The organism is Flavobacterium sp. TAB 87 (genome assembly GCF_001529295.1).
Classification (GTDB): Bacteria; Bacteroidota; Bacteroidia; order Flavobacteriales; family Flavobacteriaceae; genus Flavobacterium.
The window spans coordinates 625,444-639,968 of the sequence record NZ_LLWK01000038.1; the positions used below are offsets into that span (position 1 = coordinate 625,444).

The window sequence follows — 14,525 nt, forward strand, 5'->3', positions numbered from 1 at the left end:
TCGTTTACTTCTGTGTCAAAATCCATAATTTCGTCACTCCGACAAAGGATTGATTTTTCATAAATTGTTCGTAATCTAAAATTAATTTTTATAGGTAATTGGACACATCGTTACTTTTTCTACTTTTTTATGACTCTTGTAATACACATAAAAAGCAACAGAAATTAGACAGATAATCCCTTGCGAAGCTACTGTAGTTCTTGTTTCTATAAAATGTGAAATATAACCAATAACTAGACTTCCCACCGGAATCATTCCTTGATATGCCATCATATAATAACTAATACTTCGGGAACGCATGCGAGGCGAACTGCTGGTTTGCACATAAATATAGATAAGACGTTTGCCCCATCATTCCAATTCCGCTTAAAACCATACAGATAAGAGCTAAAACGAGACTGTCGGATAAAGCAAGCACCAAAATACTTATACCAAGTAAAATACTAGCACCAATCATGATTTTATCGATGTTTGCAGATGATTTTAGATTGGCTAGATAAATGGCTGAAACAATGGAGCCAATTCCAGCAGCGCTTTCAAACCAACTAAAAGTTTGCGCATTGCCGTTAAAAATATCCTTCGCAAAAACCGGCATTAAGGTGTTAAAAGAAATTACAAATAAGCTACTGCAGGTCAACATCAGCAGCATTTTTGCCATCTGACTTTCGTTTTTAACGTAGTCGATACCTTCCATAAAATCATCCATCATATTTAACTTATCCGTTGGCTTAGTGAACGGTTTAATTTTCATTAAAATCAACGAAGTAAGGACCGGAATATAACTCAAGAAATTCCCTATAAAACAAATATCTTCCCCGTATTGATGCAAAATTATACCCGCCAAAGCGGGACCTGCGATTCGAGCAAAGTTGGTCAATGTTGAGTTTAAGGCTACTGCATTGTGCAAATCTTCGGCATTGTCAACTAAATCTACCATCATGGTTTGGCGACACGTCATGTCAAAGGCATTAATGATTCCTTGTATAAGACTTAATGCTAAAATAAAGGTGATGTTGTAAATTTTGAGATAGATTAAAACGGCTAGAACTCCAGCTTGCAACATGGCTAAGGATTGTAAAATAATCATGCTACGGTGTCTGTTGTAACGACCAATAATGCTTCCGGCTAATGGTGCTAAAAATAAAGAAGGAATCATGCTCAAAAATGTTGCCAGCCCCAACAGAAATACCGAACCCGTAATGCTGTAAACCATCCAACTTACTGCCGTTTTTTGCAGCCATGTACCCACTACTGATACAGATTGTCCATAGAAAAAGAGTTTGAAATTTGGAGAGCGTAGCGCTTTAAACATAGCTATTTTTGTTTGATACAAAGTTCGGAATTATAATATCATTACAAAAATTACTAATTTTACTGATAATGATTATCCAAACTTATTAATATGGAATTGTTTCAATTGCGCTATTTTGTGGCTTTGGCAGATGTGTTGCATTTTACAAAAGCGGCAGAGGCCTGTTTTGTTACACAATCTGGGCTCTCGCAACAAATAAAAAAACTAGAAGAAGAATTGGCCATGTCTCTATTTTTGAGAATTGGTAAAAAAGTACAGCTGACCGAAGCAGGTTCTGTTTTCTTAAAACATGCCAAACGTATTCTGGAAGATGTAGAATCGGGTAAGCAAGCTATCGATGACTTGAGTAATTTAATTGGTGGTGAATTGCGTATAGGAGTGACCTATATTTTTGGTTTACTAGTACTGCCTGTCGTGGAATTATTTGCAAATAAATATCCCGATTTAAAAATTATTGTGGAGTATGGAGCTACCGAACCGTTGCAAGAGAAATTGCTTAAAAATGAACTCGATTTGGTTTTGGTAATTTCTAATTATGAGATTGAATTGCCCATGCAAAAAATCCCACTATTTACTTCAAAGTTGGTAATGGCCGTTTCTAAAACGAATGATATGGCTAAGATGAAAAGCATTTCGTTTAAAAAATTACAAGACATTCCGTTAATTTTGCCTTCTAAAGGATTTAATTCGAGGGAGTTTTTGGATGTTTTATTTGCAAAGAATAAAATCAGCCCGAAAATTCCGATTGAATTAAATGCCATTCATGCCTTGTTGCAAATTATAGAGAATAGTGATTGGGCGACAATTGTAACCGAAAAAGCATTAAAGGGTTGGCACGGACTTCAAGCCATTGAATTGACAGGAGTTAAAACCGAACGGAAGTCGTATATCATTACTATTAAAAATGACTATCAAAAAAAAGCCATTGGTCTTTTTATCGATGCTTTTAGGAAATTGGTAGAAGCATAAATATGCGCAGAATTTGTTTTTTTAATCGTTTTTTTTTGTGTTCTTTGCAGCCCATTAAAGAGAGGTGGCCGAGTGGCTGAAGGCGCACGCTTGGAAAGCGTGTATATGGCAACATATCGAGGGTTCGAATCCCTTTCTCTCTGCGGTCAATTCTATAAAAAACCTGTAAGTCATTTGATTTACAGGTTTTTTTGATTTAGAGAGATTCTCTTTTTTATATTAAACAGCTTGCTTCTTCTCATTAGCAATTGCAATATCATCGGCATCAGGTTGCATTGGTTCCTGTTCCAATTTTGCTTTTTTTTCATATTGCAGACTAATAAACATTGGAAAATGGTCAGAATCAAAATTTTGAAGGCGCTTTATTTTTTTTAGTTTCATGTCTGCCGAGATAAAGGCATGATCTAGAGGGAATCTTAAAAATGGATAATGGGCGTGAAATGTATTAAAAAATCCTCTGCCTCTTCTTGGGTCCAACAAACCGCTCATTTTTAAAAAAAGAGTAGTCGTGTAACTCCAAGCAACATCATTTAAATCGCCTATTACGATTACAGGAAGATCTGTTTTTTGGGCACGTTCTGCAACTAATAATAGTTCTTTATCTCTTTCGGCAGAAGTAGGATTTTCGGTAGGAACCGGCGGCGTAGGATGAACGGCAAATAATTGAACTCTTTGTTGGTTTGGAAGTACAACTTTAGTATGAATAGACGGAATGTCTGCTTCGACCAAATGCTTTATTTCTGCTTCTTCCAGAGGTAATTTCGAATAGAGCAGCATGCCATAGGTATTCTCTAGTGGCACTTTTATACTAAAAGGAAAAGCTTCATCGAGCGCTACAGTTCCTAATTCCCATTTATGATCAGTTTCCAAAAGGAGTACGACATCGGGATTTGCTTTTTCTATTTCGCTTAAGCAACCTTTATAATTGGTATTGTACTGAAAGACATTTGCAACCATCAAACTTATTCCATTCTCAGGAATTTCTTTAGTAATGGCTAGCACTTGAATTGGACTCAATTTGGTAAAAGGAAGAATAAGATATAAAAGGTAAGATGCATTAAGAATCATTAAAACTAGAAATACCAAATGCAAAATAAGATTTGATTTAAAAAAGATAATCCAAAAGAGGATGCACAGACAGTTTAATACAAATTTTTGAAGACGTGGATATTCAAAAACTCTAAATATCCAATACTCATTTTTCACTAAAGGAATTAGAGTTGCTATTAATAATAAAGAAGAAAAACAGATCAATAGTGTTTGCATGAAATAAAATAAGTTTAGTAGCGTCGAGACTAGTGCGTAATTAGGTTTACACTTTACCTCAAACGTTTTACAATATAGTATTATATTTTAAATCGTTGGTAGAATTTTTATTTCAGATTTTATTGTAAAAGACAATACTTTCGCTGTTAGATAGTTCCGTAATTAACATAATTTTAATTGGTATTCAATTTTATTGATAAATAAAAATGAATAAAAAAAATTACTTTTACATTTATAAATAAGAAAAATATGGCTTCAGGTATTTTTGCAATTCTAGATGATATTGCTGCGTTAATGGACGATGTCGCTGTCGCAAGTAAAATTGCAACGCAAAAAACAGCGGCAATTTTAGGCGATGATTTGGCCGTTAATGCTGAAAAAGCGACTGGCTTTTTGTCAAGCAGAGAGCTGCCCGTTCTTTGGGCGATTACCAAAGGATCCTTTATCAATAAACTAATAATAATTCCGATTGCCCTGTTGCTGAATGTGTTTTTTCCAGCCGCCATAAACGGCGCACTGGTTATTGGAGGTTTTTACTTGGCTTATGAAGGTGTAGAAAAAATTATTGAATATTTTTTTCACCACGCACCCGAAGTTTTAGAAACGGTAGAGATAACAGAGGAAGATGCCGCTGTCGCTGAGAAATCAAAAATTAAAGCCGCTATAGTAACCGACTTTATTTTGTCGGTCGAAATTGTAATTATCGCTTTAGGAAGCGTTGCAGAAAAAATATTATCCATTCAAATTATGACTGTCTTTGTGGTTGCAATTATCGCTACCATTGGTGTTTATGGCATCGTAGCTCTTATTGTGCGTATGGATGACACTGGCTATAAATTGATTAAACATTCAAATAATAAAGGAATCTTAGCAAAAGTAGGCACTTTATTAGTTAAGCTTTTGCCGATGATTATTAAATTTTTATCCGTTGTTGGAACTCTTGCTTTGATTTTAGTTTCAGGGGGAATATTTGTACATAATATTGAATATGTGCATCATCTCATGCCGCAGTTGCCAATTGTTGCGCAGGAAACGTTCTTTGGTCTAGTTGCTGGTTTATTGGTGTTTGCGGTAGTAGCAATTTTTAAAAAATTGTTTACGCTATTCAAATTAAAAATATAGTTAGAGTCATTTTAAAAAGCCCAGTTCAACTTCTGGGCTTTTTTGATTTTCAATCTTTAATTAGCGAAAAAGCGTTGCGATTTTTTAGAGTTATTTACTAGTTTGATGCAGTTAAAAAAGAACTTTAATTTTGCAAATTGTTAAACATGAATTTATTAACTTTAATTATTAATATTAAAAAAAGATAATTATGAAAATTAAATCAATTTTATTGAGTTTAAGTATGGCCATTTTGCTGGTTGCCTGTGCTCCAAAAGATGCAGATATTGAAAAAGAAATTGCAGCAAAAATGACTGATATGCCAGGAATGCAAGTAAGCGTAAAAGATGGAGTTGCCACTATTTCTGGAGTTTGTAAAGATGCAAGTTGTAAAGAAAGCTGTGAGAAAATTGCTAAAGACGTAAAAGGAGTAAAATCGGTAGTAAATAACTGCGAAATTGCATCAGAACCAGTTGTGGTTGCACCTGTAGAAATCAGTAGCGATGGTACCTTAAGTTCTTCTGCCAATACTGTCGTGCAATCTTATTCTGGAGTAACGGCTACCGTATTGGATGGAGTAATTACCTTAAAAGGAGATATTAACAGAGACCAATTGGCTGGATTAATTCAGAGTATGCAAGAATTGCATCCTAAAAAAGTTGAAAATCAATTAACAATTAATTAAAGAAGGCATGAGTGTACAAAATAAATATGCCGATTTAGTGGCAGAAGCACACAGACTAGAAGTTGCAGATTTACAAGTGAGAGAAAAAGACAATGTGTTGTATATCGATGGCACAACCAAATCAACAAGCGATAAAGACAAATTGTGGGAGACCTATAGTAAAATTGATCCTGATTTTCGCTCTGCAGATGTTGTACTGAATCTTGCAGTGGCAGAAGGCGCATCGACTGAGTATACAGTAGCTAGTGGAGATTCTCTATCTAAAATAGGAAAGGCACACGGCGTTTCGTGGCAAGCTATTTATGAGGCAAATAAAGATATTATCAAAAATCCAGATCTTATTCAAGCCGGCTGGAAGTTAAAAATACCAGCAAAGTAATGTATTTAGGTTCATTGCCACAAAAAGTCTGTCTGTAATTAGACAGACTTTTTTTTTGCCTTTTACTTTCGATATAAAATCTAGTATCGCTGTTGTGATGCGTTGGCAATAACTATATTTGTATCTTCGTTTTGTACTATGTAAGTACCATTATTTAGAATCTTCTAACCCAAAATAATATGCGATTTGCCGTAAATTTTTGTTTTTTTATACTCACTTTGTCTGCTTTTGCGCAAGAAGAAATCAGCAAGAAAGATTCTACTGTGGTAAAAATTGACTCTTTGTATCGCGAAGATCAATTTTATTTAAGTTTGACTTATAACAGACTTCTTGAAGCGCCTGAAGGATTTAAACAGCAACGATTTTCTGCAGGAATATCAGGCGGATTCGTTCGAGATATGCCAATTAATAAACGCCGTAATATTGCTTTTGCAACTGGTGTAGGATTTACATATAATAATTACTTTCAAAACTTGGGGATCACAGGTGATAAAAAAAATGCTATTTATACGGTACTAGATCCCAAAGATTTTAGTCGAAATAAATTTTCGCAATTTTTAATAGATGTGCCATTGGAATTTCGTTGGAGAACTTCGACACCCGAAACGTATCGTTTTTGGCGTGTTTATGGAGGAGTCAAATTGAGTTATTTGCTCTACGATACGTCTGTATTAAAAAATGCGACTGGAAAATTAAAAATAACCAATAACGACGACTTTACTAAATTTCAATACGGCGTTTACTTGGCAACAGGTTTTAATACTTGGAATATTTATGGGTATTATGGTTTGAATGATTTGTTTAAATCAGCTAATACGGCGACAGAAAAAGTGAACTTAAACACCTTGAATTTTGGGATAATCTTTTATATTCTTTAAATTAAAATACTGGGAATTTAAAAATCGATATTTGCACTGATTCCTTTAATTCCTTTACATCCATAAATATAAAAACAACAACTGCGGAAATACTCCAAAGGCGCAACCTAGCGTGAGTTCAAAAGGCGAATGTGCTTTCATTACCAAACGGGATGAGGCTACAATTCCATTCAATAAAATGAGTAGCGCAATTACGATGGGCATTTTAATTTGTAAATGGATGCTTAAGCCCACAATAAAAACGGTTAAAGCACTAATCCCGAGCATGTGTAAACTAATTTTTATTTTAAAGAAAAGTAAGATAGTAGCACCCAACGTTCCAAATAAAGCAGCTAATAAAAAAAAGTGTAGTTCTGGATACCGTGTCACTAAAATGGTTCTCTTGACCAATAAAATAAAAAGCAAACACTGCAAAGCCATCGGTATTTTACGCTGTGCAGTTTCGTTAATCATGACCGAATCAACTTTGCCCGTAGTTCGTAATAGTAGAAAAAATAGCAACGGAATGATCACTGTTATGAGAAAGACTTGTAACAATACGTACATTTTTTCTTGATCAGAAAAAGTCTCTTCCTTCATAAAAAAATAGAACAGCGCCGAAAACATCGAGATGAATATTGGATGAAATAAATACGAAAATAACGGTAGTAACTTTTTCACTATTTTTCTTTTAGATGATGTAACAAATATAAAAATTATGTCCAATATCAACTCGCGATTTCAAGTTAAAACGCGAAAGAGCACGACTTTCTAATTTAGAAACTTTAAATTTGAATGTTTAAATTAGATTAAAATTATAAGGAATGAGTATACTTTTACAAAAAGCAATAACAATTTTACAGGCCGAATTTGTTGGAATAGGAGCTAATTTAACTTTCGATCACGTTTCTATTGATAGCCGATCGTTGCAAAATGGAGAACAGACCTTGTTCTTTGCTTTGGTTGGTTCTAATCATGATGGCCACGATTATGTTGCTGATTTGGTTGCCAATGGCGTTAAGAATTTTGTAGTCGAAAAAATACCAGAAAACAAACCATCACATTGCAATTTTTTAATTGTACCTGATTCTTTAAAAGCATTTCAAAATTTTGCAGCATATTATCGCGACACTTTTAATTTTCCTGTTATTGGGTTGACTGGTAGCAATGGGAAAACGATTGTAAAAGAATGGCTAAATTTTTTATTAAGTCCCGATTTTAATGTAATACGTAGCCCCAAAAGTTACAATTCGCAAGTGGGAGTTCCGCTGTCGGTTATGGCAATAAATGAAAAACACAATCTAGGTATTTTTGAAGCGGGAATTTCAACTGTTGGAGAAATGGCCAATTTGCAGCGAATCATGAAGCCTACAATTGGAGTACTTACAAATATTGGTTCTGCGCACGACGAAGGTTTTGCGAATACAAAGCAAAAGATAAATGAGAAATTACTCTTATTTAAAGATGCAACAACAATTATTTATCAAAAATCAGCACTTGTTGATGCGTGTTTAAGTGATTTAGTAAATAACACTGTTTCGTGCACGCTTTTATCATGGAGTTTTACGGATGAAACAGCTTCAGTTTTAATTGAAAGAATCGATAAGCAAAGCAACTCGACTATTATTCATTTTCAACATCAAAATACGTCTAGTTTGTTTGCAGTGCCGTTCCAAGACGATGCCTCGATAGAAAACGCCATTTCGTGTTTATTGATATTACTGCATTTTCAATATGACATTTCAACCATTCAAAATCGAATGACACTTTTGTACCCAGTACAGATGCGTTTGGAAGTAAAAAACGGAATTCACAATTGCAGTATAATTGATGACAGTTATAGTTCCGATTTTCAGTCGTTAAAAATTGCATTGGATTTTCTAGAAAGTCAAAAGCAAAACCCGATGAAAACGGTTATTTTGTCGGATATTTTTCAAAGTGGTTTTTCTAATGACGAACTATATACAAAGGTTGCTCAATTAATTACAGACAATAAAATTGCGCGTGTTATCGGAATCGGTAAGACTATAGCTTCCTTCAAAAATAAATTCGGAAATTGCATTACTTTTGAATCGACAGCCGATTTTATTGCCGCAATCGAAACGGTTGGTTTTGACAATGAAACCATTTTAATTAAAGGAGCGCGTTCCTTTGAATTTGAAAGGATTGTGGCGCGCTTGGTAGAGAAAACTCACGAAACAGTGTTAGAAATTGATTTGAATGCCATTGGACATAATTTGAACTTTTTTAAATCTAAATTGGATTCGGATGTAAAAATTATGGTCATGGTCAAAGCCTTCGGTTACGGAAATGGAGGACTAGAAATTGCCAAATTGCTCGAGCACCATCAAGTGGATTATTTAGGAGTGGCCTTTGCCGATGAAGGAATTTCGTTAAAAAACGGTGGTGTACAATTGCCTATTATGGTTCTTAATCCAGAATCAACCAGCTATAATGCTATCATTCAGCATGAGTTAGAGCCCGAAATTTATAGTTTAAAAGGACTTACTTCTTTTTTAAAAATTGCGAGAGATCAAAATTTAAACCAGTTTCCAATCCATATAAAAATAGATACGGGAATGCACCGCTTGGGTTTTGAAGAAAACACCTTGCAAGAATTAATTGGGACTTTAAAAGGAAACACTTCGGTAAAAGTTAAAAGTATATTGTCGCATTTAGCAACTAGTGACGATCCCAAGCATCATGAATTTGCAAAGGCTCAAATTCATTTGTTCGAAAGATTGTCTTCTGAATTAATTCGAGAATTACAAATTAACCCTATTCGACATATTTTAAATACTTCAGGAATCAGTAATTTTCCGAATTCTCAATTTGACATGGTTCGATTAGGAATTGGATTATACGGAGTTTCAAACGACACTTCTGAACAGAAATATTTAGAAAACGTGGGGACTTTAAAATCGCTTATTTCTCAAATAAGAACCATTCCTGCAGGAGATAGCGTCGGTTATGGCCGTCGTTTTATGGCTGACGAAACCACTAAAATTGCGACCATACCAATTGGTTATGCAGACGGTATTTCGAGAACTTGGGGAAATGGAGCAGGTTATGTACGAATTAAAAATAAAAAAGCACGAATTGTCGGAAGCATTTGCATGGACATGCTTATGGTTGACGTTTCAAAAATTGATTGTGAAGAAGGTGACGATGTTATTATTTTTGGAGAAAGCCCAACAGTGGTCGAAATGGCTCAGGTTTTACAAACTATTCCGTATGAAATTTTGACCAGTATTTCTCAACGTGTAAAGAGAGTATTTTTTAGGTAAATGATTTTGTAGTGGTCTTTTTAGTTAAAATTGTCAAAAATTATATACTTTTAAATTTCGAAACATTTTAACTTAAAACAGGAAAATTATGGGATTTTTTGCAGATTTTAAAGCGTCACTTCTTAAAGGAGATGTACTAAGCTTAGCTACTGCGGTAGTGATTGGAGCAGCATTTGGCAAAATCGTTTCATCTGCGGTAGATGATGTGATCATGCCAATTATCGGAGTTATAACTGGAGGAATTGACTTTACAAAGAAGTTTATTTCGCTTGATGGCGTTCATTATGAAACACTAGAAGCTGCAAAAGTAGCCAATGCAGCAGTTATTACCTATGGAAATTTAGTCCAAGCGGCGATCAATTTTGTTATCATTGCGTTTTTTGTATTTATCGTTTTAAGAGCTGCTGAGAAAATGAAAAAGAAGCAAGAAGTTGTAGTTGCTGCTGTTGCAGGACCTACTCAAGAAGAATTATTGATGCAAATTAGAGATTTGTTGAAAAATAAATAAAGGTATAGACCAAATAGTAAACCGCTCCATATCAGGGCGGTTTTTTTAATTGTTGTAATTGTAACAATTTGTTATTTTTTGTGAATACGCTTGTGTGCACTTTTATTATACTTACTTTTGTTGCTTAAAGTTAAAGAATAATCTCAAAAAAATATACAAATGAGAATAGCGGTTGTAGGTGCCACCGGTATGGTTGGTGAAGTAGTATTGCAAGTTCTAGCAGAACGTAATTTTCCTGTTACAGAATTAATTCCAGTAGCATCAGAGCGATCAGTTGGAAAGCAAATTGAATATAAAGGTCAAAAGTATACCGTTGTCGGACTGCAAACTGCAGTAGATATGAAGGCAGATATTGCTGTTTTTTCTGCTGGTGGCGAAACTTCATTAGAGTGGGCTCCAAAATTTGCAGCAGCAGGAACTACTGTTATTGATAATTCTTCGGCTTGGAGAATGGATCCAACCAAAAAATTGATTGTTCCAGAAATCAACGCGAACGAATTAACCAAAGAAGATAAAATTATTGCAAATCCAAATTGCTCCACTATTCAAATGGTTTTGGCTTTGGCACCTTTGCATAAAAAATATAATATTAAGAGAGTGGTTGTTTCAACCTATCAATCAATTACAGGAACAGGAGTAAAAGCGGTTCGTCAGTTAGAAAATGAATACGCAGGAGTTGATGGTGAGTTGGCTTACAAATATCAAATTCACAGAAACGCAATTCCACAATGTGATTCTTTTGAAGAAAATGGATACACAAAAGAAGAGATGAAATTAGTTAATGAAACTAAAAAAATCTTAAGCGACAATACAATTGCAGTTACAGCAACTGCAGTTCGTGTGCCTATTGTAGGTGGGCACAGTGAAGCCATCAATGTAGAATTTTCGACTGCGTTTGAGGTAGACGAAGTGCGAACTATTCTCGAAAATACGGAAGGTATCGTTGTTCAAGATAATTTGAAAGAATTTGAATATCCGATGCCGCTTTATGCACACGGTAAAAACGACGTTTTTGTAGGTAGAATTAGAAGAGATGAGTCACAGCCAAACACATTGAATATGTGGGTTGTAGCTGACAACTTGCGAAAAGGAGCTGCCACCAATACCATTCAAATTGCAGAATACTTAGTGGCAAATGCTTTAGTATAGTTTCACTAACAAAATGGTAGGACAACCACTTGAGTTAATAAATCGTTATGATTTACTGGTTCAGGTGGTTTTCGTTTTAATGTTTGTCTATCTTTGTCGGCAATGAAAAGAAGGCAGCTCCTACTAAGTTTTACTTTGGCGATGACCGTATTGTTCTCAATACTGTTTCAATCGATACATAGTTATGAGCATTTGGTAACACAGCTTACCGAAAAAGAATGCCGCCATCAATACAACAATAACAATCATACCGAAGTAACCCATCACCACCATTCTTTAGAGGTGTGTTATGTGTGTCATTTTGCATTTAGTAGTTATATTAATCCTGCAGAATTTGTATTTCAGACACTTTCTTTTCAAAATGTAACTCCTTATTTTTTCACTTCTTCCGAAACTATTTTTTCGTTTTCAGGAAGTATGTATGCGTATCGCGGACCACCTGCAGTAGTTTAAATTCTTTTTTTGTTAAATCAGTTGATTTCAATTGTCGTTCTGCGCCGTTTTTTAAAGCTTGGCGAAGGAAACTTTTTTATTCTTATACTTTTTTATCAAAAAAATTCGCTCGCAGAGATTTAGAAGATTCAAAAGGTTACAGATCCGAGAAATCTAAAGATTCTTTGTAAAAATTATCAATCAAGTATAACCTCAAGTTTTACTTGATTGTCATTCACTATTTACACGATACCATTCACAAGATGAAAAAATATATTATAGCCTTATTTCTAGGGTTCTCAGCATTGGTTAATGCGCAAAATTCGGTTTCAGGAACCGTTACCAATAATCATAAACAAGCACTACCCGGAGTCTCGGTTTATATTCCCGAATTGCACAAAGGAACCACGACTGACGGCGACGGAACGTACAGTTTTATAAATTTACCCAATGGAAATTTCAGAATTGCTTTTACGTATGTAGGCTACAAAACCATCAATAAAGTCATCGAAAGATTAGAAAAAGATACGATTTTAAACATTGAAATGGAAGAAGCTGTGCTAGAAATGGATGAGGTTATTGTGTCGACTCCTTTCAATAAAATGCAATCTCAGAATGTTATGAAAGTGGAACACGAAAGTGTGAAGTCGTTGCAACAAAAGGGAACAGCTACATTAATCGAAGGATTGGCTACAATACCAGGAGTTTCGCAAGTGTCGACCGGAACTTCAATTGGTAAACCGGTAATTCGTGGCTTGAGCGGCAACCGAGTTTTGGTCTATTCGCAAGGTGTTCGAATCGAAAATCAACAATTTGGCGACGAGCATGGTTTGGGTTTAAACGATGCTGGAGTAGAAAGTGTTGAGGTTATTAAAGGACCAGCTTCTTTGTTATACGGATCTGATGCTTTAGGAGGTGTCTTGTATTTTAATCCCGAAAAATTTGCGGATGCTGGTATTTTTGCCGCAAATTTCAGCCAAAAATATTTCAGTAATACCTTAGGAAGTAATTCTTCGTTAGGATTAAAAACATCTACCGATAATTGGAGATTTTTAGCACGAGGAACTTACAACACGCATTCTGATTATAAAATTGGAAATGGCGATCGAGTGACTAACACGCGCTACAATGAAACCGATTTTAAAACAGGAATTGGATACAGCAACACCAAATTTTCTACGGTTCTGCGGTACAATTTCAATGCTTTAAATTTAGGAATTCCAGAAGAGGGAGTTGCAGAACAATCGCATAGTAAAAGTCCAGAGTTTCCACGTCAAGGAGTTTTTAACCATTTGTTGAGCTTGAACAACGTAATCTATTTTGGAAGTTCAAAACTAGATCTCGATTTGGGATATATTGCAAACGATCGAAGCGAATTTGAAGACAGTAATGAAGCTGCATTGCACATGAAGTTGAATACGTTGAACTATAACGCAAAATATCATTTACCAAAGCTAGGAAATTTTGAAACTATCGTTGGAGTGCAAGGAATGCATCAAACCAATGTTAATTTGGGAGAAGAGTTTTTAATTCCAAATGCCACAACCAATGATTTTGGTGCTTTTGGTACTGTGAACTACGAATGGAATTCACATGTTTTACAAGCGGGATTGCGTTTTGACAATCGAAAATTGACCGCTACAGAACATAGAATAGTTGGGGAGGAAGGTTATTTTGAAGCTTTAGACAAATCTTTTGATAGTTTTAATGCATCTTTAGGTTACAAAACTAATTTAGCAGACGCATTGACGATGCGACTGAATGTCGCCACTGGATTTAGAGCTCCGAATTTAGCGGAGTTAACATCAAACGGCGTACACGAAGGAACAAATCGGTATGAGGTCGGTAACAGCGCGCTAAAGACTGAACAAAATGTACAAACCGATTTGAATTTGGAGTACAAAAACACGCACATTGAGTTTTTTGTAAACGGATTTTACAATCACATCAATAATTATATCTATGCCGCTGCAACTGGTGCTGTTAAAGACGCTACCGACGTTTTTGCATACACACAAAATAATGCCCAATTGTATGGAGGTGAAGTAGGCTTGCATTTGCACCCGCATCCGTTAGATTGGTTGCATTTTGAAACTAGTTTTGAAACGGTTACAGCCAAACAGCAAGACGGTTCTTATTTACCTTTAATACCGGCAAACAACTGGAACAATACGATTCGAACTGAATTCGAAATAAAAAATTGGCTGAATGAAGGATTTGCTACTTTTAATGTAAATACGACACTAAAGCAAAATAATGTTTCTGGTTTTGAAACAGCATCACCAGATTATACTCTAATTAATCTTGGTTTAGGAGGAACGGTACAATTGGGTAAGATGAATTTCGATGTCTTGTTAAACGCCAATAATGTATTCGACAAACAATATGTAGCGCATCTTTCTCGACTTAAAACGGATGGTATTCCTAATATTGGAAGAAATATTGTTTTAGGACTAAATTTTACTTTATAATTTTCTGGAAGGAAAGTTTATAAAAAATAGTGTTCAAAATAATTTAAAACTTCAATTAAGCTGAGGATTTAAGTGTTACTCTGTTCTTCAAAGATGAACTTTGGGGTTT

The 14,525-nt window shown here is 35.0% G+C and carries 14 protein-coding genes and 1 tRNA gene; 11 read left to right on the forward strand and 4 right to left on the reverse strand.

Going from position 1 to position 14,525, the window contains the following annotated elements; genetic code table 11:
- Positions 1–81: 81 nt before the first annotated feature.
- Complete coding sequence (locus AP058_RS17175) at positions 82–273, reverse strand: hypothetical protein (protein ID WP_231739694.1); 192 nt, start codon at positions 271–273, stop codon at positions 82–84.
- 7 nt (positions 274–280) lie between these two features.
- Positions 281–1,312 (reverse strand): MFS transporter, encoded by a 1,032-nt coding sequence (locus AP058_RS14805; protein ID WP_231739696.1) that lies wholly within the window; start codon positions 1,310–1,312, stop codon positions 281–283.
- 90 nt (positions 1,313–1,402) lie between these two features.
- Between AP058_RS14805 and AP058_RS14810 the strand changes: the two genes are divergently transcribed.
- Together AP058_RS14810 and AP058_RS14815 are read left to right on the forward strand one after the other, a co-directional pair.
- A complete protein-coding gene (locus AP058_RS14810; RefSeq protein ID WP_066312590.1) occupies positions 1,403–2,281 on the forward strand; it encodes a LysR substrate-binding domain-containing protein in 879 nt (292 codons plus the stop codon).
- A gap of 58 nt (positions 2,282–2,339) precedes the next feature.
- Positions 2,340–2,424: transfer RNA gene (locus tag AP058_RS14815), tRNA-Ser, on the forward strand.
- A 76-nt stretch (positions 2,425–2,500) separates the two neighbouring features.
- Here AP058_RS14815 and AP058_RS14820 read toward each other — a convergent pair.
- Positions 2,501–3,298 (reverse strand): endonuclease/exonuclease/phosphatase family protein, encoded by a 798-nt coding sequence (locus tag AP058_RS14820; protein WP_197413410.1) that lies wholly within the window; start codon positions 3,296–3,298, stop codon positions 2,501–2,503.
- 498 nt (positions 3,299–3,796) lie between these two features.
- On the opposite strand from AP058_RS14820, the gene AP058_RS14825 reads away from it, so the two are divergent.
- The 4 genes from AP058_RS14825 to AP058_RS14840 all read left to right on the forward strand — a co-directional run bounded on the left by AP058_RS14825 (position 3,797) and on the right by AP058_RS14840 (position 6,590).
- Entirely contained in the window at positions 3,797–4,669 is an 873-nt protein-coding gene (locus AP058_RS14825; protein ID WP_066312595.1) for a DUF808 family protein, read from the forward strand.
- Between the two features lie 190 nt (positions 4,670–4,859).
- Positions 4,860–5,333: a BON domain-containing protein gene (locus AP058_RS14830; protein ID WP_066312597.1), complete on the forward strand. Its 474-nt coding sequence runs from the start codon at positions 4,860–4,862 to the stop codon at positions 5,331–5,333.
- 7 nt (positions 5,334–5,340) lie between these two features.
- A complete protein-coding gene (locus AP058_RS14835) occupies positions 5,341–5,712 on the forward strand; it encodes a LysM peptidoglycan-binding domain-containing protein (protein WP_066312599.1) in 372 nt (123 codons plus the stop codon).
- A 179-nt stretch (positions 5,713–5,891) separates the two neighbouring features.
- Entirely contained in the window at positions 5,892–6,590 is a 699-nt protein-coding gene (locus AP058_RS14840; protein ID WP_066312600.1) for a porin family protein, read from the forward strand.
- Between the two features lie 54 nt (positions 6,591–6,644).
- On the opposite strand, the gene AP058_RS14845 is transcribed toward AP058_RS14840, so the two are convergent.
- Positions 6,645–7,250: a hypothetical protein gene (locus AP058_RS14845; protein WP_066312601.1), complete on the reverse strand. Its 606-nt coding sequence runs from the start codon at positions 7,248–7,250 to the stop codon at positions 6,645–6,647.
- 143 nt (positions 7,251–7,393) lie between these two features.
- On the opposite strand from AP058_RS14845, the gene AP058_RS14850 reads away from it, so the two are divergent.
- From AP058_RS14850 to AP058_RS14870, 5 genes are all read left to right on the forward strand, one after another.
- Positions 7,394–9,856 (forward strand): bifunctional UDP-N-acetylmuramoyl-tripeptide:D-alanyl-D-alanine ligase/alanine racemase, encoded by a 2,463-nt coding sequence (locus tag AP058_RS14850; protein ID WP_066312604.1) that lies wholly within the window; start codon positions 7,394–7,396, stop codon positions 9,854–9,856.
- An 88-nt stretch (positions 9,857–9,944) separates the two neighbouring features.
- The gene (gene mscL / locus AP058_RS14855; protein WP_066312610.1) at positions 9,945–10,364 is read left to right on the forward strand and encodes a large conductance mechanosensitive channel protein MscL; all 420 of its coding nucleotides are present in this window, start codon (positions 9,945–9,947) and stop codon (positions 10,362–10,364) included.
- Between the two features lie 159 nt (positions 10,365–10,523).
- The gene (locus AP058_RS14860) at positions 10,524–11,513 is read left to right on the forward strand and encodes an aspartate-semialdehyde dehydrogenase (protein WP_066312612.1); all 990 of its coding nucleotides are present in this window, start codon (positions 10,524–10,526) and stop codon (positions 11,511–11,513) included.
- Between the two features lie 102 nt (positions 11,514–11,615).
- On the forward strand, positions 11,616–11,966 hold the full coding sequence (locus AP058_RS14865; protein ID WP_066312614.1) for a hypothetical protein: 351 nt from the start codon (positions 11,616–11,618) through the stop codon (positions 11,964–11,966).
- A gap of 242 nt (positions 11,967–12,208) precedes the next feature.
- Positions 12,209–14,416 (forward strand): TonB-dependent receptor, encoded by a 2,208-nt coding sequence (locus AP058_RS14870; RefSeq protein WP_066312617.1) that lies wholly within the window; start codon positions 12,209–12,211, stop codon positions 14,414–14,416.
- Positions 14,417–14,525 lie beyond the last annotated feature (109 nt).